Here is a 22,119-nt window from a genome sequence, read left to right as displayed (position 1 = left end):
GAACTGTCCACTGTCTCGTGACAATGAAATGACAAGCCGCACATGACATTACCGTTGCTCGGCCCGATTTCTCTGTCGGGTTTCGAACACCCGTGGTTCTTTCTGTTCCTGCTCGTCGTGCTGGCCCTGGTCGGCCTGTACGTCATCGTCGCCCTGGCCCGGCAGCGCCGGGTGCTGCGCTTCGCGAACATGGAGCTGCTGGAGAGCGTCGCGCCGAACCGGCCGAACCGCTGGCGGCACGTCCCGGCGATCCTGCTCGTCGCCTCGCTGGTGCTGCTCACCGTCGCCATGGCGGGTCCGACGCGTGACGTGCGCATCCCGCGGAACCGCGCGGTGGTGATGCTGGTGATCGACGTGTCGCAGTCGATGCGCGCCACCGATGTGTCGCCGAGCCGGCTGGCCGCCGCCCAGGAAGCCTCCAAGCAGTTCGCCGACGAGTTGACCCCCGGCATCAATCTCGGCCTCATCGCCTACGCGGGAACCGCGACGGTGCTGGTATCGCCGACCACCAACCGCGAGGCCACCAAGAACGCGATCGACAAACTGCAACTGGCCGACCGGACCGCGACCGGTGAGGGCATCTTCACCGCGCTGCAGGCCATCGCCACCGTGGGCGCCGTCATCGGTGGCGGGGACGAACCGCCTCCGGCGCGCGTCGTGCTGTTCTCCGACGGCAAGGAGACCGTGCCGTCGAATCCGGACAACCCCAAGGGCGCCTTCACCGCGGCGCGCACCGCGAAGGACCAGGGTGTGCCGATCTCGACCATCTCGTTCGGCACCCCGTACGGGTACGTCGAGATCAACGAGCAGCGACAGCCGGTTCCGGTCGACGACCAGATGCTCAAGAAGATCGCCGACCTCTCTGGCGGGGAGGCGTTCACCGCGTCCAGCCTCGAGCAGCTGCGCGAGGTCTACGCCAACCTGCAGCAGCAGATCGGTTACGAGACCATCAAGGGCGACGCCAGCGTGGGCTGGCTGCGCCTGGGTGCGCTGGTGCTGGCACTTTCGGCACTGGCCGCACTGCTGTTCAACCGGCGCCTGCCGGGATGACGCCGGAGCCCGAGTCGATTTCGGCGGAGGACGGGCCAGACGTTAAGTTGACGGACATGACCGACAGCGCAGTGGCCGAGACGGAAAGCCAGTCAGCGGGCGGCAGGCCGCCGTTCGTATCGCGATCTGTCCTGGTCACCGGTGGCAACCGCGGTATCGGGCTGGCGATCGCGCAGCGCCTTGCAGCCGACGGTCACAAGGTCGCGGTGACCCATCGCGGCTCCGGCGCCCCCGAGGGCCTGTTCGGCGTCGAGTGTGACGTCACCGACAACGACGCCGTCGACCGTGCCTTCAAGGAGGTCGAGGAGCACCAGGGTGCGGTCGAGGTGCTGGTGTCCAACGCCGGCATCTCCCAGGACGCGTTCCTCATGCGGATGACCGAGGAGAGGTTCGAGAAGGTCATCGACGCCAACCTCACCGGGGCGTTCCGGGTGGCCCAGCGCGCGTCGCGCAGCATGCAGCGCAAGCGGTTCGGCCGGATCATCTTCATCGGTTCGGTGTCGGGCATGTGGGGGATCGGCAACCAGGCCAACTACGCGGCCGCCAAGGCGGGCCTGATCGGCATGGCCCGCTCGATCTCGCGTGAGCTGTCGAAGGCCAACGTCACCGCCAACGTCGTCGCACCCGGCTACATCGACACCGAGATGACCCGTGCGCTGGACGAGCGGATCCAGGCGGGGGCGCTGGACTTCATCCCGGCGAAGCGGGTCGGCACTGCCGAGGAGGTCGCCGGGGCGGTCAGCTTCCTGGCGTCCGAGGATGCGAGCTACATCGCCGGTGCGGTGATCCCGGTCGACGGCGGTATGGGCATGGGCCACTAGAGGATCTCGACAGAACAGGAACCAGGACATGACAGGGCTTCTCGAAGGCAAGCGCATCCTCGTCACGGGGATCATCACCGACTCGTCGATCGCGTTCCACATCGCCAAGGTGGCGCAGGAGGCGGGCGCCGAGGTCGTGTGCACCGGTTTCGACCGGCTTCGCCTGATCCAGCGCATCATCGACCGGTTACCGAGCCCGGCGCCGCTGCTCGAACTCGACGTGCAGAACGAGAAGCACCTCGACACGCTCGCCGACCGGGTGACCGAGGTGATCGGCGAGGGCAACAAGCTCGACGGCGTGGTGCACTCGATCGGCTTCATGCCGCAGACCGGGATGGGCATCAACCCGTTCTTCGACGCGCCGTATGAGGACGTCGCCAAGGGCATCCACATCTCGGCGTATTCCTACGCCTCGCTGGCCAAGGCCGTGCTGCCGGTGATGAACTCCGGCGGCGGCATCGTCGGCATGGACTTCGACCCGACCCGGGCGATGCCCGCGTACAACTGGATGACGGTCGCCAAGAGCGCGCTCGAGTCGGTCAACCGGTTCGTGGCCCGCGAGGCCGGCAAGGTAGGCGTGCGCTCGAATCTCGTTGCGGCCGGGCCGATCCGGACGCTGGCGATGAGCGCGATCGTCGGTGGGGCCCTCGGTGACGAGGCCGGTGCCCAGATGCAGCTGCTCGAAGAGGGCTGGGATCAGCGGGCGCCGCTCGGCTGGAACATGAAGGATCCCACCCCGGTCGCCAAGACGGTTTGCGCGCTGCTGTCCGACTGGCTGCCGGCCACCACCGGAACGATCGTGTACGCCGACGGCGGCGCCAGCACCCAGTTGCTCTAGATCGTGGAGTTCGACGCGCTGCTGCTGTTGTCCTTCGGCGGACCCGAGGGCCCCGATGAGGTGATGCCGTTCCTCGAGAACGTCACCCGGGGCCGGGGGATCCCGCGGGAGCGGCTGGAGAGCGTCGCCGAACACTATCTGCACTTCGGTGGTGTCTCACCGATCAACGGCATCAACCGCGCGCTGATCGCCGAGATCGAGGCCGAACTGCGTGACCGCGGGCAGACGTTGCCGGTGTACTTCGGCAATCGCAACTGGGCACCGTACGTCGAGGACACCGTGACCGCGATGCGCGACGACGGAGTGCGGCGTGCGGCGGTGTTCGCGACCTCGGCGTGGGGCGGGTATTCCAGCTGCACCCAGTACAACGAAGACATCGCCAGGGGCAGAGCGGCGGCCGGTGACGGCGCCCCCGAGCTGGTGAAGATGCGGCACTACTTCGACCACCCGCTGCTGGTCGAGATGTTCGCCGAATCGATCGGCGTTGCGGCGCAGTCACTTCCAGCCGAGTTGCGCGACGACGCCCGGCTGGTGTTCACCGCCCACTCCATCCCGGTCGCCGCCGACGAGCGGCACGGCCCGAAGCTGTACAGCCGCCAGGTCGACTACGCCGCCCGGCTGGTGGCCGCGGCGGCCGGCTACGCCGAGTTCGACCAGGTGTGGCAGTCGCGGTCGGGTCCGCCGCAGATCCCGTGGCTGGAACCCGACATCGGTGACCATGTCGTCACGCTGGCCGAACAGGGAACCAGGGCGGTCATCATCTGTCCTATCGGGTTCGTCGCCGACCACATCGAGGTGGTGTGGGACCTCGACAGCGAGGTGCGCGAACAGGCCGCCGGGCTCGGAATCGCGATGGCCCGGGCGAGCACACCCAACGCGGACCGACGCTACGCCCGGCTCGCTCTTGGTCTGGTCGACGAACTCCGCGAGGACCGGGCGCCGTCGCGCGTGGTCGGGGCCGACCCGGCACCGGGTTGCCTGTTCAGCGTCGACGGCACCACCTGCGCCGATTCGCCGCGCTGCGTCGCCCGCATCACCAGCTGACTGTGCCATGAGGCCGGCCGCGAGGCTGAAGCCACGCAGCGAAAGTGCGAGAGAGCCGGTCTGCTTGAGTTCAGTCTCGCGGGAAGGCGCCAGCCGTAAGAAACTCGAAGCGTGTTTGTCTTGCGCCCACCGCCGGGTAGGTGGAGGATCACTGTTGCGTAATAAACATCGAGTTGCGTAAAGCGCAACATCACTCCCCTGAGTGGAAGCGGTCCGCCCATGCCCAAGATCGTCGTGATCGGTGCCGGCATCGTCGGCACGTCGCTGGCCGACGAGTTGACGGCGCGCGGTGCCACCGACGTCACCGTGCTCGATCGGGGTCCGCTGTTCTCCACCGGCGGGTCGACCTCGCATGCGCCGGGCCTGGTCTTCCAGACCAACCCGTCCAAGACGATGACCGCGTTCGCCCGTTATACCGTCGAGAAGTTCTGTGCCCTAGAGCATCCCGACGGCTGGGCGTTCAACCAGGTCGGCGGACTCGAGGTCGCCGCGACGCCGGAACGTTGGGCCGATCTGCACCGCAAGGCGGGGTGGGCGCAGGCGTGGGGTGTGGAAGGTCGCCTGGTGTCGGCCGACGAGTGCGCAGCCCTGCATCCGTTGGTCGACCGCGACCGCATCCTCGGCGGATTCCACACGCCCACAGATGGTTTGGCGAAAGCTGTGCGGGCGGCCGAGGCGCAGGCCCGCCGAGCGACGGCGCGGGGGGCGGCCTTCCTGCCGCACACCGAGGTGCTCGGCGTCGTGGAGAAGGCAGGGCGGGTCACCGGTGTGCGGACGTCGAACGGTGTGCTCGACGCCGACGTCGTCGTGTGCGCCGCCGGGTTCTGGGGCGCCGAACTGGCCAGACAGGTCGACCTGGTGTTGCCGCTGGTGCCGATGGCGCACCAGTACGCCAGGACCGGGCAGATCGCCCCCCTGGTGGGCCGCAACACCGAGCGCACCGAGGCCGGTCTGCCGATCCTGCGCCATCAGGACGCCGACCTCTACTTCCGCGAACATGTCGACCGCATCGGCATCGGGTCCTACGGCCATCGGCCCATGCCGGTCGACATGTCCACGCTGATGGCCGACACCGCAGGCGAGTCCATGCCGTCGATGCTGCCGTTCACCGACGAGGACTTCGCGCCTGCGTGGCGCGACGCGGTCGAACTCCTTCCCACACTGGAGGATTCGAAGGTGGAGGAGGCGTTCAACGGGATCTTCTCGTTCACACCCGACGGCTTCTCGATCATGGGTGAGCACCGAGAGCTGGCCGGCTTCTGGGTGGCCGAGGCGGTGTGGGTGACGCACTCCGCGGGCGTGGCGAAGGCGACCGCGGAGTGGATCCTCGACGGCACCCCGGGCGTCGACGTCAGCGAATGCGATCTGTACCGCTTCGAGGACGTGGCCCGCAGCCCCGAATTCATCATGCGCACCAGTTCACAGGCCTTCGTGGAGGTCTACGACGTCATCCACCCCTACCAGTTCCGCACCGCGCTGCGCGGATTGCGCACCAGCCCGTTCCATGCGCGACACGTCGAACTCGGTGCGCACTTCTACGAGGGCGGTGGCTGGGAACGTCCCGCATGGTTCGAGGCCAACGCCGCGCTGGTGGGTGAGGTCGACATCCCGGACCGTGACGAGTGGTCGGCCCGCCACTGGTCGCCGATAGCCGTCGCGGAGGCCCGCGCCACCCGCGAACGGGTCGCGATGTACGACATGACACCGCTGACCCGCTACGAGGTGTCCGGTCCCGGAGCAGCGGCGTTCCTGCAGCGGATGACCACCAACAACGTCGACAAGAGCGTCGGGTCGGTCACCTACACGCTGCTGCTCGACGACGCCGGCGGAGTCCGCAGTGACCTCACCGTCGCCCGCCTCGGTCCCACGACATTCCAGGTGGGTGCCAACTCACCCTGCGACTACGACTGGTTCGAACGCCACCGACCCGATGACGTCGTCCTTCGCGACATCACCGGCGGCACCTGCTGCGTCGGCGTCTGGGGTCCGCTGGCGCGCGACATGGTCCAGCCGCTGTGCCCGGACGATCTGTCCCACACCGCGTTCCGGTACTTCCGCGCCCTGCGCACCCATCTGGGCGCCATCCCGGTCACCATGATGCGGGTGTCCTACGTCGGTGAGCTCGGCTGGGAGATCTACGCCGGCGCGGAATACGGGAGCGCCCTGTGGGATCTGCTGTTCGAGGCGGGTCGCGACCACGGTGTCATCGCTGCGGGCCGGGTGGCATTCAACAGCCTGCGCATCGAAAAGGGGTACCGCAGCTGGGGCACCGATATGACCGCCGAACACCAGCCCGCCGCGGCGGGGCTGGGCTTCGCGGTGCGCACGGACAAGGGTGACTTCGTTGGCCGAGCGGCACTCGACCAGACTCCGCCGCCCCGAAACATCATGCGCAGCATCGTCTTCGACGACGCCGACGCGGTGGTGCTCGGCAAGGAGCCGGTATACCTCGGCGGTGTCTGCGCCGGATACGTCACCAGCGCAGGCTTCTCCCCGACGGTGGGGCGCACGATCGCCTATGCCTGGCTGCCCGCCGACGCACACACTGGCGACGCGGTCACCGTCGATTATCGCGGCACCCGTCACGCGGCCACCATCCACAGCGAACCGGTCGTGGATCCCGACATGCTGCGGATCCGGAGGTAGTCATGTCCTACGACGTCATCGTCATCGGGCTCGGCGGGATGGGCAGCGCCGCCGCCTACCACCTCGCCGCCCGGGGGCAGCGGGTGCTCGGGCTGGAGAAGTTCACCCCCGCTCACGACAAGGGTTCCAGCCACGGCGGGTCCCGCATCATCCGGCAGTCCTACTTCGAGGACCCCGCCTACGTTCCGCTACTGCTGCGCGCCTACGAACTGTGGGAGCAGCTCGCCACCGACTCGGCGCGCGAGGTGTACCGGCTGACCGGCGGCCTGTTCATCGGACCACCCGACTGCCTCACGGTGGCCGGGAGCCTGCTCGCGAGCCGGCAGTGGGGTCTGCCACACGAGGTTCTCGACGCCGACGAGATCCGCACCCGGTATCCGGCCTTCACGCCGCGTGGTGGCGACATCGCCCTCTTCGAGGCGAAGGCAGGCTTCGCCCGTCCCGAGATGACGGTGCAGGCACACCTCGACCTCGCCGAACACGCCGGGGCCACACTGCGGTTCGGGGAGGAGGTAACCGGGTGGACGGCCACCGACGGAGGTGTCCGCGTGACCACCGCCACCGGCACGTACACCGCGGGCCAATTGGTGGTCTGCCCCGGGGCGTGGGCGCCGAAGCTGCTGGCCGAGTTCGGCATCCCGATCACGGTCGAGCGCCAGGTGCTCTACTGGCTCGATCCGGTCGGAGGCGTCGACCCGTTCGTCGGGCACCCCATCTTCATCGCCGAGAACGAACGCGCCGAACAGATCTACGGTTTCCCGGCGATCGACGGGCCGGGTGGCGGGGTGAAGGTCGCGTTCTTCCGCAAGGGCGTCGTGTGCACCCCGGAAACCATCGACCGGGTGGTGCACGACCAGGAGATCCGCGAGATGCGCGACGAGGTGGCGCGGCTGCTGCCCGCACTGGACGGACCGTGTGTGCATTCGGCGACGTGCATGTACTCCAACACCCCCGACCAGCACTTCGTGATCGCCCGCCACCCCGACAGCGTCAACGTGACCGTCGCATGCGGTTTCTCCGGACACGGGTTCAAGTTCGTTCCGGTGGTCGGGGAGATCCTCGCCGACCTCGCCACCACCGGCACCACCGCCCACCCCATCGACCTGTTCGACCCACGCCGGCTGGTGAACGCATGACCGCCACCGATGAGTCCGCGACCCTGCTGGCCACCCTGGGCGGCGAGTTCTACACCAGTGAGGGGATATTCACCGCCGAGCAGACCCACATCTTCGAGGATTCCTGGATCTGCGCGGCCCGGGTGGGCGACCTGGCGGCGTCGGGGCAGTTCAAGAAGGTCCAGATCGGCCGGGAGAGCGTGCTGGTGGTGCGCGGCCGGGACGGACTGCTGCGGGGGTTCCTCAACGTCTGTCGGCACCGGGGCGCACAGCTGTGCACCGAATCCGAGGGCCAGGTGCGGCGGACACTGCGCTGTCCCTACCACGCATGGACCTACGCGCTGGACGGCAAACTCGTCGCCGCACCGAACATCTCGGCGCTCACCGACGACACCGGCGCGGCCATCGACCGCTATCGGTACGGGCTGGTGCCCGTCGCGCTCCGGGAATGGCTCGGCTACGCCTGGGTGTGTCTGGCCGATACGCCGCCGTCCTTCGAGGACACCGTCGTCGGTGAGGTGACGCTGCGCCTCGGTGACGCGGACGCCATCGCCCGCTACGGCGTCGACGATCTTCATCTCGGTCACCGCATCGTCTACGACGTCGCCGCCAACTGGAAGCTCATCGTCGAGAACTTCATGGAGTGCTACCACTGTGCGGCGATCCATCCCGAACTCGTCGACGTGCTGCCGGAGTTCGCCCGGGGTATGGCGGCCCAGTCCTACATCGGTCACGGTGCCGAGTTCGGTTCCGAGGTCACCGGATTCACGGTCGACGGCTCCGCGGGGTTCGGCACGCTGCCCGGTCTGTCCGACAACCAGGACCGGCGCTACTTCGCGATCACCGTGCGCCCGACGGTGTTCGTCAACCTGGTACCCGACCACATCATCTTCCACCGGATGTATCCGATGGCACCCGACCGCACCGTCGTCGAATGCGACTGGCTCTACGCACCGGACATCGTGGCCGCCGGACACGACGTGAGCCGGTCGGTCGAGCTGTTCCACCGCGTCAATCAGCAGGATTTCGAGGCCTGCGAACGCACCCAGCCGGCCATGTCGTCGCGGGCCTACCGACACGGCGGTGTGCTCGTACCCGCCGAACATCACCTCGCGGAGTTCCATCAGTGGGTAGTGTCCCGTCTCGGCACGTCGGACGGCTGCGCAAGGGGTTGACCCATGAACGGTGAACCGGACCTCTACATCGGAGGTTCATGGCGTCATGCCGGTGACGGTGCGACCCGCGACATCATCAACCCGGCGGACGGCAGCCTGGCGGCGCGCGTCGACGAGGCGACCCCGCACGACGCCCGCGATGCCGTCACCGCCGCGCGACGGGTCTTCGACGACGGCAGCTGGGCGGCCACGCCGGTAGCCGAACGCGCCGCCCTGCTCGACCGGGTGGCGGATCTGCTCGTCCGCGACAGGGAGGAGCTGTCGCTGCTGGAGACCCGCGACACCGGGAAGACGCTGGCGGAGAGCCGCATCGACATGGACGACATCACATCGGTGTTCCGCTACTACGCGCGCTTGATCGCCGTGCAGGCCGACCGCCTCGTCGACGTCGGTGATCCGTCGATCATCAGCCGCGTGGTGCGCGAACCCGTCGGCGTGTGTGTGCTCATCGCGCCGTGGAACTATCCGCTGCTGCAGATGTCGTGGAAGGTCGCCCCCGCCCTGGCGGCGGGCTGCACGATGGTCGTGAAGCCCAGTGAGGTCACGCCGCTGAGCACCATCGCGTTCACCCGTCTCCTCGAGGAGGCGGGGGTGCCGGCCGGCGTGGTCAACCTCGTCCAGGGCAGCGGCGCCACCCTCGGCAACGCGCTCACCGACACCGCCGAGGTCGACTTCATCTCGTTCACGGGGGGAGTGGCCACGGGTCGCACGATCGCGCAGGTCGCGGCCAAACACGTCACGAAGGTGGCGCTGGAACTCGGCGGCAAGAACCCGCACCTCGTCTTCGCCGACATCGGGACGGCAGCAGGCTGGGACAGCGCCGTCGACCACGTGCTGACCGGGGTGTTTCTGCACTCGGGGCAGGTGTGCTCGGCCGGTACCCGGCTCATCATCGAGGAGTCGATCGCCGACGACTTCGTCGCCGATCTCGCCGCGCGGGCGGCCAAGATCCGGGTCGGCGACGGGATGGACCCCGCCAGCGAGACCGGCCCGCTGGTGTCCGAGCAGCATCGCGGCAAAGTGGAATCCTATGTCGCGCTCGGCATCTCGGAGGGCGCCACGCTGGTGTGCGGTGGCGCCCGGCCGAGTGACCCCGTGCTGGCGAAGGGCAGTTACTACCTGCCCACGATCTTCGACCGGTGCGACCGGTCGATGCGGATCGTCACCGAAGAGACGTTCGGTCCGATCCTGACGGTGGAGCGGTTCACCGACGAGTCCGAGGCCATCCGCCTCGGCAACGACACGCAGTATGGTCTCGCGGCCGGGGTGCGGACATCCGACGCCGGGCGGGGCGAACGTGTGGTGCGGGCCTTGCGGCACGGCACGGTGTGGCTCAACGACTTCGGCTACTACACCGCCGCCGCGGAGTGGGGCGGGTTCGGCAAGTCAGGCAACGGTCGCGAACTCGGACCCACCGGGCTCGCGGAATACCAAGAGACCAAACACATCTGGCACAACGTCGCGCCGCAAAAGGCCGGTTGGTTCAAGGGCTGACCGCAGAAAGGACACCATCGTGGTCATCAAAGAGCCTTCCGGGGCGAGCGGAGCGACGGGGCATGTGTCGGCCGACAGTGGCATGGAGGACTTCGGCTACCGGGAATCGCTCGACCGCAGCATCGGCAAGTTCGCGAGTTTCGCCGCGGGCGTCAGCTACATCTCGATCCTCACCGGCACCTTCCAGCTGTTCTACTTCGGATTCGGCACCGCCGGACCGGCTTACCTGTGGTCCTGGCCGATCGTGTTCGTCGGGCAGATGGCCGTCGCTCTGTGCTTCATGGAACTCGCGGCGAAATACCCCGTGGCGGGCTCGGTCTACAACTGGAGCAAGAAACTCGCCAGCCGGCTGGTCGGGTGGATGTCGGGTTGGCTCATGCTCACCGCGTCCATCGTGACGATCTCCGCGGTGGCGCTGGCTTACCAGTTGAACCTGCCCCGGCTGTGGAGCGGATTCCAGATCATCGGCGACGGCACCGGCGAGTACGACTACGCCGCGAACGCCGTGCTGCTCGGCACCGTGCTGATCGCGTTCACCACGCTGATCAACGCGCTGGGTGTCAAGCTGATGTCGAGGATCAACAGCGCGGGGGTGTTCATCGAACTGATCGCCGCGGTGCTGATCGTCGTGTTGTTCGCGGCGAATATCGAGCACGGCCCCGATATCTTCTTCTCCACCAATGGATACGGCACCGGCGAAAGTATGGGATTCCTCGGGGCGTTCCTGATCGCGTCGCTGGCATCCGGATACGTGATGTACGGCTTCGACACCGCCAGCTCGCTGGGCGAGGAGACCGTCGAACCGCGGCGCACCGCACCCAAAGCCATCGCCCGCGCCATCCTGGCGTCGTTCGTGATCGGCGGCGGCATCCTGGTCCTCGGCGTGATGGCGGCACCGGATCTGAACGATCCCGCGCTCGGCGAGAGCACTGGCGGCCTGCAGTACATCCTCCAATCGGTGCTGTCCGGGCCGCTCGGCACGGTCTTCTTGATCTGCATCGTCATCGCGGTCACCGTGTGCACGCTCGCAGTGCACACCGCCGCGATCCGGCTCACCTTCGCGATGGCCCGCGACAATGCGCTGCCGTTCGGGGAGCGGCTGGCCACGGTCAACCCGAAGACTCAGACGCCGATCGTGCCCGCGGTGACCATCGGCGTCATCGCTGTCATCATCCTCGTCATCAACATCGGTCAGCCGAAGATCTTCACCGTGCTGACGTCGATCGCGATCATCATGATCTACCTGGCCTACCTGATGGTGACCGGACCGCTGCTGAAGAAGCGCCTGCAGGGCCAGTGGCCGCCCAAGGACCTCAAAGAGGGCGGTTACTTCACGATGGGCCGCTGGGGTCTGCCGGTGAACATCTTCGCCGTCGTGTGGGGCGTCGGGATGGCGCTCAACCTGGCGTGGCCGCGGGCCGCCGTGTACGGCGAAGGTTGGTACTACGAGTGGGGCGCCTTCATCTACATCGGCGTCATCCTCGGCGCCGGGTTGCTCTGGTACGCGGTAAAGGGCCGCCATCACATCGGATGTCTCGAATCGCACGCCGCGACAACGAAAGACGCCGCCCTCGATGGCTGAAACCGGCACCTACGACTACGTCATCGCCGGCGGCGGCACGGCGGGATGTGTGCTCGCCGCCCGGCTGTCGGAGGATCCCGACGTCACCGTCTGCCTCGTCGAGGCCGGACCGTCCGACGTCGGGGACGACAAGATCCTGGTGCTCGCCGACTGGATGCACCTGCTCGATTCGGGCTACGACTGGGACTATCCGATCGAACCGCAGGAGCGGGGCAACTCGTTCATGCGGCACGCCCGAGCGCGGGTCCTCGGCGGTTGCTCGTCGCACAACTCGTGCATCGCGTTCTGGCCGCCGGCCGAGGCGCTCGACGAGTGGGTGACGATGGGCGCCCACGGCTGGGGCGCCGCCGAGATCCTGCCGCTGACCGAGAGATTGACCAAGACCGTGGGGTTGCGCGACGTGCCGCCCGACGATCCGTGCGGGGCGGCGGTGCTGGAGGCGGCCGCGCTCGTGGGGCTGCCCACGGTGGCCTTCAACCGGGGTGAGACGGTCCGCAACGGCGCCGGCTGGTTCCAGATCAACGCCGACGACGACGGCACCCGCAACTCCACGTCGCACGCATTCCTGCATCCCATCCTCGACAGCCGGCGCAACCTCGAGGTCCGCACCGACTGCTGGATCGCCGAGATCCTCTTCGACGACTCAAATGCCGCCACCGGGGTGCGTTACCAGCGCTCCGATCTGACCGGCTACGACACCGTCACGGCGCGGCGGGAAGTCATCCTGTGTGCGGGCGCCATCGACACTCCGAAGTTGTTGATGCTCTCGGGGATCGGGCCAACGGCCCACTTGCGGGAGATCGGGATACCGGTGCGGGTGGATTCGCCCGGGGTGGGCGCGAACCTCGACGACCACGTCGAGGGTCTGGTGTTCTGGGAGGCCGCGCACCCGATGGTGACCACCTCGACGCAGTGGTGGGAGATCGGGCTGTTCACCACGATCGACGAGGGTCTCAGCCAGCCCGACCTGATGATGCACTACGGCAGTGTGCCGTTCGACATGAACACTCTCCGGCGCGGCTACCCGACCACCGACAACGGATTCTGCCTGACACCCAACGTCACCCAGGGCCGCAGCCGCGGTACGGTCCGGCTGCGCAGCCGGGACTTCAGGGACCGCGCGCGTGTCGATCCCCGCTACTTCACCGACCCCGACGGCTACGACGAACGGATCATGCTGGCCGGGGTCAGGTTGGCCCGCACGATCGCCGAGCAGACTCCGCTGGCCGAGTGGGTGCACCGCGAACTCGCACCGGGTCCCGACGCCACCACCGACGACGAACTGCTCGACTACATCCACCAGTGCCACAACACCGTCTACCACCCGGCGGCCACCGCGCGGATGGGCGCGCCGTCGGACCCGATGGCGGTTCTCGACCCGCAGCTACGGGTCAAGGGGGTGTCGCGGCTGCGGGTGGTCGACGCGTCCGCGATGCCCAAACTGCCTGCGGTCAACCCGAACATCACGGTCATGACGATGGCCGAGAAATGTGCTGACCTGATCCGAAAGACGTGACCGCGCATGGGTACCGCTGACGGGGATGTCCGGGCTTTCCTCGCCGAACACACGCCGTTTCAGTCGATGCCCTCCGAGGAACTCGACCGGATGGTCCGGGGCACGCGCGTCGAGGAGTTCGCGGCGGGCACCGTGGTCGCCGACTACACCGGCCGGATTCCTGACGACGTCTGGATGGTGTTCGACGGCCAGGTCACCCTGCATGCCAGCGCCGACGGCGCGGTGATCGACACCGTCGGCCCAGGCGGGGTCTTCGGCTACACGCCGATGCTCGTCGGCGGCGGGATGCAGTTCGAAGCCCGAACAGCGTTGCCCAGCAGGCTGATCCGGCTGCCCGGCGGGCTGGTGCGGTCACAGTTCGCCAGCCCCGCCGGCTTGGCGTTCCTGGCCTCGTCGGCGTGGAATGCGACCACCGCGCCGCGGCCGTCTGACACGTCAGGTGGTCAGCCGGTCGGAGAGTTGGTGGACGGCGAGGTGCTCCTCGTCGATCCGCGCACCACGGTGCGGGAAGCCGTCATCCAGATGGCGCACCGTCAGGTGTCGTATGCGTTGATCCGGCTGCCCGACGGCGGATTGGGCATTTTCACCGATCGGGATCTGCGGACCCGGATCGTGGCCGCGGGGATTCCGGTCGACGTGGAGATCAGCCGGGTGATGAGTGCGCCGGCCCGCACCGTGACCGCGGACCTGACCTCCGAGACGGTGTTGATGGAGATGCTCGAGAGCGGTGTGCGGCACATGCCGGTGCTGACGGGCCGCGGCGACGTCATCGGTGTGCTCGAGGACGCGCATCTGCTCGCTGCGTCGACGCGGCAGAGTTTCATCCTGCGCCGCTCGATCGGATCCGCGGCCGATGCCCGTGAATTGCAGCGGGTCGGGCATCGGGTGCGGGGGATCGCCGGCGAACAATTCCGCAACGGCACCAAAGCGTCGGCGACGAGTGCGATGCTGTCCGTGGTCGTCGACAGCCTGGTGCGCCGAGCGCTCGAGATTGCCGTCGTCGAATCGGGCGCCGGCTCAGAAGATTTCGCGTGGCTGACCCTGGGCAGCGTGGCGCGGCGGGAAGCGATGCCGTCCTCGGACGTGGACAGCGCCCTGTCGTGGCGCGACGAACTCTCGTCGGACGCAGCCGAACTGCGCGCCATCGCTCAGCGAACCCACGACATCCTCGACGGCTGTGGGCTGCCGTCGGACCGCAACGGCGCCATCGCCACCAAAGCCGGGTTCTCCCGGCCGGCCTCGCAGTGGCGTACCGCGGCGCAAGGGTGGCTCGACCATCCGCTGCGCGATCGCGGACTCATGATGTCCTCCCTGCTGATCGACGCCCGCGTGGTGTGGGGCGACACGGCCCTGCACACCGCGGCTGCCGCGTATCGCCGGCCGCGCGACCACCCCGAAGCGCTGCGGCTGCAACTGCTCGATGCGCTCTCGGGACGGGTGCGGACCCGGTCGTTGCGTGACGTCCTGGCCCGCCGCGGCGGCACCTTCGATCTGAAGAGTCACGCCGTCACGCCGATCGTCAACCTGGCGCGGTGGGGCGGCCTGACGGCCGGACTGACCACCGCGACCACCCCGGCCCGCCTGGCGGCCGCCGCGCAGGCCCGGGCCATCAGCGCGCAGGACGCCACCACACTGAGCGACGTCTACCTGATGCTGCAGCGCCTGCGCATGACCCACCAGGTGGAGCAACTCGACGCGGGGCACACCCCGGGTGACGTCATCACGATGTCGGAATTGTCGCCGCTCAATCGAAGCCTGCTCAACGAAGGCCTGCGGGAGATCGCGGCCGTCCAGCGGCGGGTGCGCCAATCAGGCATCCCGCCCGTTTAGGCTTGCGCCGATGCCCAGGGATGACGACAGGCCGGCGGCGGCGGTGCAGTCCGTCGACCGCGCCCTCGTCGTTCTGGAGATTCTGGCCAAGGCAGGCCAGGCCGGCGTCACCGAGATCGCCGCAGCGCTCGATGTGCACAAATCGACGGCCTCGCGGTTGATCGCGGTGCTGGAGTCGCGCGGCTTCGTCGAACAGGTGTCGGGCCGGGGTAAATACCGGCTCGGGTTCGCGATCGCCCGGTTGGCACGCGCCAGCAGCGGCCACCTCGACCTGGGCCGGTTGAGCCAGGACATCTGCGACGGCCTGACCGACGATCTCGGGGAGACCACGAACGTCGCCATCCTCGACGAGGACCGCATCGTCAACGTCGTCGAGTCCATCGGGCCCGGCGAGATCACGCTGCGGACCTGGGTCGGACAGAGCTGCCCCGCACACACGACGTCGAGCGGCAAGGTGCTGCTGGCCGGGCTGGATCCGGCTGAGGTGCGTAGCCGGCTCGCCGATCCGTTGGCATCGTTCACCCCGAACACCATCGCGACGGCGGCAGAACTGCTCGCCGAGCTGGCGATGGTGCGCGAACGCGGATGGGCCAGCGTCACCGAGGAACTCGAGGTGGGCCTCAACGCGGTCGCGGCCCCGGTGCGCGATGCCGACTCCCAGGTGGTCGCCGCACTCAGCGTGTCGGGGCCGTCGTACCGGCTGGGCGCGGAGAAGTTCAGCGAGGTCGCCAAACAGACCATCGCCGCCGCCGATGCCATCAGCCGCCGCCTGGGTTGGATCGACTCCGACACGACGTGACAGAACGTTCGTCCGATGTCACGGTGACGGCGCGTCATCAAGCGGCTTGCATGCCGATAACGGGGACGAACCCGTAAGCTCGATGAGGTGCAGCGACGAATCATGGGGATCGAGACCGAATTCGGCGTGACCTGCACGTTCCATGGCCACCGTCGGCTCAGTCCGGACGAGGTCGCCCGATATCTGTTCCGCCGGGTGGTGTCGTGGGGCCGCAGTTCGAACGTCTTCCTGCGCAATGGCGCGCGGCTGTATCTGGACGTCGGTTCCCACCCGGAGTACGCCACCGCCGAATGCGACAACCTGATCCAGTTGGTCACCCATGACCGGGCCGGCGAGCGAGTGCTCGAAGACCTCCTCATCGACGCCGAACAGCGGCTCGCCGACGAGGGCATCGGCGGCGACATCTACCTGTTCAAGAACAACACCGACTCTGCGGGCAACTCGTACGGGTGCCACGAGAACTACCTGATCGTCCGTGCCGGTGAATTCTCCCGGATCTCGGATGTGCTGCTGCCGTTCCTGGTCACCCGACAGCTGGTCTGCGGTGCGGGCAAGGTGCTGCAGACGCCGAAGGCCGCGACGTTCTGCCTGAGCCAGCGCGCCGAGCACATCTGGGAGGGCGTCTCCTCGGCGACCACCCGGTCGCGTCCGATCATCAACACGCGCGACGAACCGCACGCCGACGCCGAGAAGTACCGGCGGCTGCACGTCATCGTCGGCGACTCGAACATGTGCGAATCCACCACGATGCTGAAGGTGGGCACGGCCTCGCTGGTGCTGGAGATGATCGAGGCCGGGGTGCCGTTCCGCGACTTCTCGCTGGACAACCCCATCCGCGCGATCCGCGAGGTCAGCCACGATCTGACCGGACGGCGCCCCGTGCGGTTGGCCGGCGGGCGGCAGGCCAGTGCCCTGGACATTCAGCGGGAGTACTACTCGCGGGCCGTCGACTACCTGCAGACCCGGGAGCCGAACTCGCAGATCGAGCAGGTCGTGGACCTGTGGGGCCGCCAGCTCGACGCGGTCGAGAGCCAGGACTTCGCGAAGGTCGACACCGAGATCGACTGGGTGATCAAGCGCAAGCTGTTCCAGCGCTACCAGGACCGCTACAACATGGAGCTGTCCGACCCGAAGATCAGCCAGCTCGACCTCGCCTACCACGACATCAAGCGCGGCCGCGGAGTGTTCGACCTGTTGCAGCGCAAGGGTTTGGCGGCCCGGATCACCACCGACGAGGAGATCGACGCCGCGGTCGATACGCCGCCGCAGACCACGCGGGCGAAATTGCGCGGGGAGTTCATCAGCGCCGCGCAGGAAGCCGGCCGTGACTTCACGGTCGACTGGGTGCATCTGAAGCTCAACGACCAGGCGCAGCGCACCGTGTTGTGCAAGGACCCGTTCCGGTCGGTCGACGAGCGGGTCAAGCGGCTCATCGCCAGCATGTAAGTTCTCGCCCCACTCGCACAGATTTCGTGCAGTGGGGTTGAGTCGTGCTCAGGTAACATTTGCTGGAAGATTCGTGAACGGGTGGCTGATACGTGTCCTGAGGCAGATGAGGGTCTGATCTTGTCGGCGAAGCACTTGCTGGGCGGTCCGACGGCGACGCTTCGCGCACTGGGTGATTGGGGGCGTCGATGACCGAATTGAGGGTCAATACCGGGGAGCTGGCTAACGGAGGCCGTGGTCTGGTCAGCGGGGCCCAGGCCATACCGGAGCCGCTGCAGCCGCTGGTCACGTCCGGGACGGACGCCCTGTCGCTGGCGCTGCAGAGCAAGACGCAGGAGATCGAACTCCCGCTCGTCGAGGGCATGCCGAAGACCAAAGCCGAAGCGCTGGCCACCGCGGAGAACATCATTCGAGCCGCCGGACTCTACGAGCAGACCGATCAGCAGATCGCCGACCAGATCCGCAAGGCGTTGGCGGAGTTGGACGGCGCGGGGGCTCCGGGCGGCGGTGGAGGCGCAGCTGGAGGTGGAGCCGGGGCTGCTGGTGAAGTCGCGGGCGGAGGTGGTGCGGTCGGGGCGACTGGTGGAGCCGCCGGAGTTGGTGGTGCCGTCGGAGGTGGTGCTGCCGGTGCACCTTCTGGTGCGGTTGGCGCTCCCGGTACGGGCCAGGATATGGGCCAGATGATGGGCATGCCGATGCAGATGGCGCAGCAGGCGGCTCAGATTCCGATGCAGCTCGCCGGCATGGCCATGCAGATTCCGCAGGGGATCATGCAGGGGGTGCAGAGCGGGCTGCAGCAGATCGGGCAGATGACGAGCCAGTTCGGCGAGCAAGAGTCCGCCGAAAAGGACGAGAAGGCGCGGCTCGAAGAAGAACTGCGCGAGAAGAAGGACGAGGAGTCCGAGCAGAAGCCGGAAGGTGCCGCGCCAGCTGAGGGGACCGGCGAGCGGGCACCCGAATACGTTCCGCGCCATGCCGCGCCGGAGACCCCACAGGCCGACGCCGCACCAGAGACTGCGCCGCCCGCGCCGAAGCCGGCGCCCACTCGGCCCGCTGATTCGTCGTTTGTGTTGTGACCGTGAGTGTTTCTGACGCGAAGGTGCGCATATGACTTTGCCTCCCCCTCCGAATCCGTACGGCGGGCAGCCACCCTACGGAGGTCAGTCGCCGCAAGGTGGGCAGCCCCAGTACGGGGGCCAGCCGCAGTGGGGTAGTCCGCAACCGGGTGGTGCGGGTGAGGGGCAGTTCAGTGGGCCGCCGCCGTGGGGTCCGCCGCCGCAGCAACCGCAGTGGGGTGGCCCGCCTTCTGGGCCTCCGCCGCCCAACGGCGGTAAGGGGAAGTGGATCATCGGCGGTGTCATCGTGTTGCTGGTCGTCGCGTTGGCGGTGACGGTCACGATCTTGGTGACGCGGGATGGGTCGGATGGGAATTCGCCGACGCCGCCGGGGGACGGGCAGGCGTCGGAGTTCGCGAGCGCCAACGACACCGGGCCGGTCAACATCATCACCGAAGATCCGACGTGTGATGCGTGGCTCCGGATCGCCCGCGAGTACACAGACGTGCTCAGCGTCCTTGGTTGGAAGAACCGCAACGAATCAATTGGCGCGAATGCATGGACACCTGAGCAGAGGTCAATGTACGAGTCCGCCAAGACGGCAATGACAAGAGCGGCCGAGCAAACTTCTAGTCTCGTGCGCCTCACACCGCACCGAGCTGTGCGTGAATTATATGAGCAGTTCATGGCCTATACAGCACGCTTCGTCGACTTGATTCCGACATACACCGTGGATGATGACAATTACTTGGCTGTGTCCGATGCCACGCAGAGTTCGATGGTAAATATCTGTGAGGCAATTCAATTCCGAAGCGCAGCCCAAGTGGCTCCATTGGTCAGCGCACCGGAGCCTCCTGAAGACCCGTCGCGCCCGGCCACGACGGCGCAATCAGAACTTTTTCTTGCAGAAGCTAACGACATTTGTCCAGAGTGGGATCGCTCCGCGGTAGATTTCGATCGAGCCATAGCATCGTGGCGCTCGACGGATCCTCGTGTGCCCGCCACCGATTGGACGCCAGACCAACGGGCGGTGAACGAAGCGGTGGCACCAGTTATGGAGAGAAATGCGGACAAGGCCGAGCAGTTAGGACGTGACAGCAACAACCCTGTCCTCGAAGACTTCGCTACGCTTTCTGCGCAGTATCGGCGAGCTTTCGTTGCTGCGATCCCGGCCTATTCTCAGAACGACAACTTCGTAGCCGAAGCGGCGAGTGACCTAGGCCGGTCGATAACTTTCGCATGTAGGGCCGCCTCATGATCGGCAAGAGTGTTAGTTCCAAGCCGTCCGGCCCTTACGCAGAAGAAATGACTGGACAGGGCGCTTGGCCGCAGGCGGACGAGTCAACCTTTTCCGATCGTGCTGCTGCCCTTGGCCGCACCCTCTCGATGTTGCAGGAAGCGCACCAAACGTGGGCCGGGCACCAAGCGCAAACCTTCAATGGCGACCATATTTGGGCAGGCGAAGGGGCCAATAAGGCGGGTTCAAGAGTAGACAAGCATTCCAACGATATTTCGGGGCACGAGCAGCGCCTCCGCGAGGCGATTAGCTGGTGCAATGAGGCGTCGAGTTGCCTGACCGGGGCAAAGGCAACGATTCATGACCAAGTAAAACTCGTACAGGATGAGATACGCCGCGTCGAGCAAGAAGCTGCTGCGAACGATACGGATTGTACGGGTGCGGTTCAATGCCTCGCTAACGGCGGGTACTTCATGAACTTCAAGACCGTAAGCGACTTGGCGGCAAGATATGGAGTAACGCCAGGACCGCCCGAAGCTCCATTCGATGTCGACGACGATTCCACCTCGACGGAACGAAGTGAAGAACGAAATGAGGAGGGGGAAGAGTCGACCCAACGCACAGTCCTTGCCTCATTCACACGGGGAGGACTCACAGAAAACGTCGGTACCCGGTCTCCGGTAGGGCCAGGACCGGAATCGATACCTGCTCGGGGTGGAACGGCGGAGGCCGGCTTGACCACTTCACCCGCCGCTCCGCCAGCTGCACCACCGCAGGAGCCGACCTTTGACGGCTTAAGAGGTGGCGAAGCGGATCGCGGCGCGGAGCAAGCTCCCCAAATGCAACCCGGCGTTGGTCCTGGTCAGCCGGCGCCCCCGGTCCGGCCGCCGACGCCCTCTCCGCCAGGCATGCCAACCGGGCCGGCGACTCCATCGTCTCCGTTGACCGGAGGGACCACGCCGGGCGGAGCGACGAGTCTCGGGAGCTCGAGTGTTTCGAGCGGTGGCGCCTCGTCCGGTGCGAGCGGGGGCGGGACATCGGGAGGTGGCACCTCAAGCAGTCCAATCGGCGACAGCCCATCGTCGATTAGCGACCAGCCAAGCGTCGACCCGTCGAAGGGCGCTTCCGGCCCGTCGTCCGGTTCTGGCGGGCAGGCGCCAGTCCCGCCCCCTTCGATCGCGGACAGTTTGTCGAACATCGGTCCTCCGATGCAGCCCGCCTCCGCGCCGATGGCCGCACCGGCCGCACCGACGGATGCTGCACCTCCAGCTTCGGCTGCTCCTTCCAACCCTATGACGAGCAGTGCGGCGCACACGCCGGTCGCACCGGTAGCCCCACCGTCGGGTGGCGGCGGTGGTGTCCCGATGTCGGGCGGTCCGGCGATGCCTCCGCCGCCGATGCCGTTGGGTCCGCCGCCGACACCATCGCCCGCTGCGCCGGTCGTGCCTGCCTCCGCCGCACCCCCTCCGGTCGCTGCTCCGCCCTCGAGCGCTGGTTCGGTGGTCGGCGCTCCGGCTCCGGTGCCGGTTTCGGCAGCCCGCGCCGAGCGCGATGCCATCGCCGGCGCCATGCGCCGTCAATCGACCGGCGACCCCGTACAGGTCGCGCGTCGCGTTGCCGCGGCGCTAAATGCAGTCGAGTCAATGGATTTCGGCTTCTTCTGGGCCACTGGCGTCGCGAAGGACGGCACAATCCTGGTGGCCAATAGCTACGGAATCGGCTACATCCCCGACAACGTGAAGCTGCCTGAGGGCGTGAAGATGGTCAGCGCCGACGAGTCGATTCCGCTCGAAGAACGCGCGAAGTGGGCCACTTTCCCGATGCTCGCGTTACATGGCTGGGCCCAGCATCATGACGTCCCGTTGCGCGCCGTGGTCGCGACGGCTGAGCAGTTCGACGGATTCGATCCAGGCGCGGCGCGCGTGATCCTCAGGCCGGATGACATTCCGGAGAAAGGTGACATGGCGGGCCGGTCCCGTCTGGAGGTCATCGCGCCGGGTGCCGCGCGGCAACTCAACTCGGTGGACGACGCGATGCTCGGTGACTTGCTGCCGGCTGCGCCCGCGGACACGGCTCCGCCAGCCGACAACTCGATAATGCTGTGGTTCGAGGTGATGAAACCACTCATGAGCACCTCGGCGGATAGGGGAGTCGCGCATCTGGAAGCGATGGTGAACTACGCCAACCACGCCCTGGAACTCGCGCTGCACAAGGCGCAATCGGCGACCGACGCCGCTGCGCAGCGGGCAGTCATCGCCGACTGGGTGTACTGGCAGCATGTCAGCGTGATGAGTAGCGACGCGATCGTCGTGAAGCAGTAATCGAGGCTGCTCTCCACCGGCCGCCCCGTCGGCCGAACTTGCCCGAAGGACTGGATGTGAAGGTGCGCATATGACTTTGCCACCCCCACCAAATTCGTACGGTGACCAATCTCCCTATGGTGGACAGCCGCAGTGGGGCGGACCGCAGCC

17 protein-coding genes are annotated in these 22,119 nt (G+C 67.2%); 16 read left to right on the top strand and 1 reads right to left on the bottom strand.

The genetic code is table 11. The annotated features are described in order from the left end of the window. The first annotated feature begins 42 nt into the window (after positions 1 to 42). The 15 genes from I7X18_RS15525 to I7X18_RS15455 all read left to right on the top strand — a co-directional run bounded on the left by I7X18_RS15525 (position 43) and on the right by I7X18_RS15455 (position 19,669). Entirely contained in the window at positions 43 to 1,050 is a 1,008-nt protein-coding gene (locus I7X18_RS15525) for a VWA domain-containing protein (RefSeq protein WP_193048660.1), read from the top strand. Between the two features lie 56 nt (positions 1,051 to 1,106). Next, the gene (gene fabG1 / locus I7X18_RS15520; RefSeq protein WP_193048661.1) at positions 1,107 to 1,871 is read left to right on the top strand and encodes a 3-oxoacyl-ACP reductase FabG1; all 765 of its coding nucleotides are present in this window, start codon (positions 1,107 to 1,109) and stop codon (positions 1,869 to 1,871) included. A gap of 28 nt (positions 1,872 to 1,899) precedes the next feature. After that, a complete protein-coding gene (gene inhA, locus I7X18_RS15515) occupies positions 1,900 to 2,709 on the top strand; it encodes an NADH-dependent enoyl-ACP reductase InhA (RefSeq protein ID WP_193048662.1) in 810 nt (269 codons plus the stop codon). A gap of 3 nt (positions 2,710 to 2,712) precedes the next feature. After that, positions 2,713 to 3,753, top strand: coding sequence for a ferrochelatase (locus tag I7X18_RS15510; protein WP_193048663.1), 1,041 nt, complete (start codon positions 2,713 to 2,715; stop codon positions 3,751 to 3,753). A gap of 219 nt (positions 3,754 to 3,972) precedes the next feature. Then, a complete protein-coding gene (locus tag I7X18_RS15505; RefSeq protein WP_193048664.1) occupies positions 3,973 to 6,399 on the top strand; it encodes a GcvT family protein in 2,427 nt (808 codons plus the stop codon). A 2-nt stretch (positions 6,400 to 6,401) separates the two neighbouring features. Next, complete coding sequence (gene solA / locus I7X18_RS15500; RefSeq protein ID WP_193048665.1) at positions 6,402 to 7,535, top strand: N-methyl-L-tryptophan oxidase; 1,134 nt, start codon at positions 6,402 to 6,404, stop codon at positions 7,533 to 7,535. Further along, entirely contained in the window at positions 7,532 to 8,689 is a 1,158-nt protein-coding gene (locus I7X18_RS15495; RefSeq protein WP_193048666.1) for an aromatic ring-hydroxylating oxygenase subunit alpha, read from the top strand. The genes solA and I7X18_RS15495 overlap by 4 nt, the downstream gene beginning before the upstream one ends. Positions 8,690 to 8,692: 3 nt before the next feature. Continuing rightward, positions 8,693 to 10,183: an aldehyde dehydrogenase family protein gene (locus I7X18_RS15490; RefSeq protein WP_193048667.1), complete on the top strand. Its 1,491-nt coding sequence runs from the start codon at positions 8,693 to 8,695 to the stop codon at positions 10,181 to 10,183. Positions 10,184 to 10,265: 82 nt separating this feature from the next. Continuing rightward, positions 10,266 to 11,765 (top strand): APC family permease, encoded by a 1,500-nt coding sequence (locus I7X18_RS15485; protein WP_193048673.1) that lies wholly within the window; start codon positions 10,266 to 10,268, stop codon positions 11,763 to 11,765. Further along, positions 11,758 to 13,281: a GMC family oxidoreductase gene (locus I7X18_RS15480; RefSeq protein WP_193048668.1), complete on the top strand. Its 1,524-nt coding sequence runs from the start codon at positions 11,758 to 11,760 to the stop codon at positions 13,279 to 13,281. Before I7X18_RS15485 ends, I7X18_RS15480 begins: the two co-directional genes overlap by 8 nt. 6 nt (positions 13,282 to 13,287) lie before the next feature. Beyond that, positions 13,288 to 15,111, top strand: a complete 1,824-nt coding sequence (locus tag I7X18_RS15475; RefSeq protein WP_193048669.1) for a putative nucleotidyltransferase substrate binding domain-containing protein — start codon at positions 13,288 to 13,290, stop codon at positions 15,109 to 15,111. A gap of 10 nt (positions 15,112 to 15,121) precedes the next feature. Next, complete coding sequence (locus tag I7X18_RS15470; protein ID WP_193048670.1) at positions 15,122 to 15,910, top strand: IclR family transcriptional regulator; 789 nt, start codon at positions 15,122 to 15,124, stop codon at positions 15,908 to 15,910. A gap of 87 nt (positions 15,911 to 15,997) precedes the next feature. Beyond that, positions 15,998 to 17,356 carry a Pup--protein ligase gene (pafA, locus tag I7X18_RS15465; RefSeq protein ID WP_193048671.1) on the top strand — a complete coding sequence of 453 codons (1,359 nt, stop codon included), beginning with the start codon at positions 15,998 to 16,000 and terminating at the stop codon, positions 17,354 to 17,356. A 188-nt stretch (positions 17,357 to 17,544) separates the two neighbouring features. Continuing rightward, the gene (locus tag I7X18_RS15460; protein ID WP_193048672.1) at positions 17,545 to 18,432 is read left to right on the top strand and encodes a hypothetical protein; all 888 of its coding nucleotides are present in this window, start codon (positions 17,545 to 17,547) and stop codon (positions 18,430 to 18,432) included. 286 nt (positions 18,433 to 18,718) lie between these two features. Then, complete coding sequence (locus tag I7X18_RS15455; RefSeq protein WP_193048328.1) at positions 18,719 to 19,669, top strand: ESX-1 system-associated protein; 951 nt, start codon at positions 18,719 to 18,721, stop codon at positions 19,667 to 19,669. A gap of 841 nt (positions 19,670 to 20,510) precedes the next feature. On the opposite strand, the gene I7X18_RS29645 is transcribed toward I7X18_RS15455, so the two are convergent. After that, the gene (locus tag I7X18_RS29645; RefSeq protein ID WP_226864418.1) at positions 20,511 to 21,206 is read right to left on the bottom strand and encodes a hypothetical protein; all 696 of its coding nucleotides are present in this window, start codon (positions 21,204 to 21,206) and stop codon (positions 20,511 to 20,513) included. Between the two features lie 85 nt (positions 21,207 to 21,291). Here I7X18_RS29645 and I7X18_RS29640 point away from each other — a divergent pair, with 85 nt between their 5' ends. Beyond that, positions 21,292 to 21,969 (top strand): EspK C-terminal domain-containing protein, encoded by a 678-nt coding sequence (locus tag I7X18_RS29640; RefSeq protein ID WP_226864419.1) that lies wholly within the window; start codon positions 21,292 to 21,294, stop codon positions 21,967 to 21,969. The last annotated feature ends 150 nt before the right edge of the window (positions 21,970 to 22,119 follow it).

Origin of the sequence: Mycolicibacterium baixiangningiae (assembly GCF_016313185.1) — a bacterium.
Classification (GTDB): Bacteria; Actinomycetota; Actinomycetes; order Mycobacteriales; family Mycobacteriaceae; genus Mycobacterium; species Mycobacterium baixiangningiae.
Note: the sequence above shows the minus strand (reverse complement) of the source record. Positions and strands in the feature narration are given on the sequence as shown.

Coding starts and splice junctions, on each gene's coding strand:
- I7X18_RS15525 (WP_193048660.1), top strand. CDS start 43: ATGACATTACCGTTGCTCGGCCCGATTTCTCTGTCGGGTTTCGAACAC.
- fabG1 (WP_193048661.1), top strand. CDS start 1,107: ATGACCGACAGCGCAGTGGCCGAGACGGAAAGCCAGTCAGCGGGCGGC.
- inhA (WP_193048662.1), top strand. CDS start 1,900: ATGACAGGGCTTCTCGAAGGCAAGCGCATCCTCGTCACGGGGATCATC.
- I7X18_RS15505 (WP_193048664.1), top strand. CDS start 3,973: ATGCCCAAGATCGTCGTGATCGGTGCCGGCATCGTCGGCACGTCGCTG.
- solA (WP_193048665.1), top strand. CDS start 6,402: ATGTCCTACGACGTCATCGTCATCGGGCTCGGCGGGATGGGCAGCGCC.
- I7X18_RS15495 (WP_193048666.1), top strand. CDS start 7,532: ATGACCGCCACCGATGAGTCCGCGACCCTGCTGGCCACCCTGGGCGGC.
- I7X18_RS15490 (WP_193048667.1), top strand. CDS start 8,693: ATGAACGGTGAACCGGACCTCTACATCGGAGGTTCATGGCGTCATGCC.
- I7X18_RS15485 (WP_193048673.1), top strand. CDS start 10,266: ATGGAGGACTTCGGCTACCGGGAATCGCTCGACCGCAGCATCGGCAAG.
- I7X18_RS15480 (WP_193048668.1), top strand. CDS start 11,758: ATGGCTGAAACCGGCACCTACGACTACGTCATCGCCGGCGGCGGCACG.
- I7X18_RS15475 (WP_193048669.1), top strand. CDS start 13,288: ATGGGTACCGCTGACGGGGATGTCCGGGCTTTCCTCGCCGAACACACG.
- I7X18_RS15470 (WP_193048670.1), top strand. CDS start 15,122: ATGCCCAGGGATGACGACAGGCCGGCGGCGGCGGTGCAGTCCGTCGAC.
- I7X18_RS15460 (WP_193048672.1), top strand. CDS start 17,545: ATGACCGAATTGAGGGTCAATACCGGGGAGCTGGCTAACGGAGGCCGT.
- I7X18_RS29645 (WP_226864418.1), bottom strand. CDS start 21,206: ATGGCATCGCGCTCGGCGCGGGCTGCCGAAACCGGCACCGGAGCCGGA.
- I7X18_RS29640 (WP_226864419.1), top strand. CDS start 21,292: ATGGATTTCGGCTTCTTCTGGGCCACTGGCGTCGCGAAGGACGGCACA.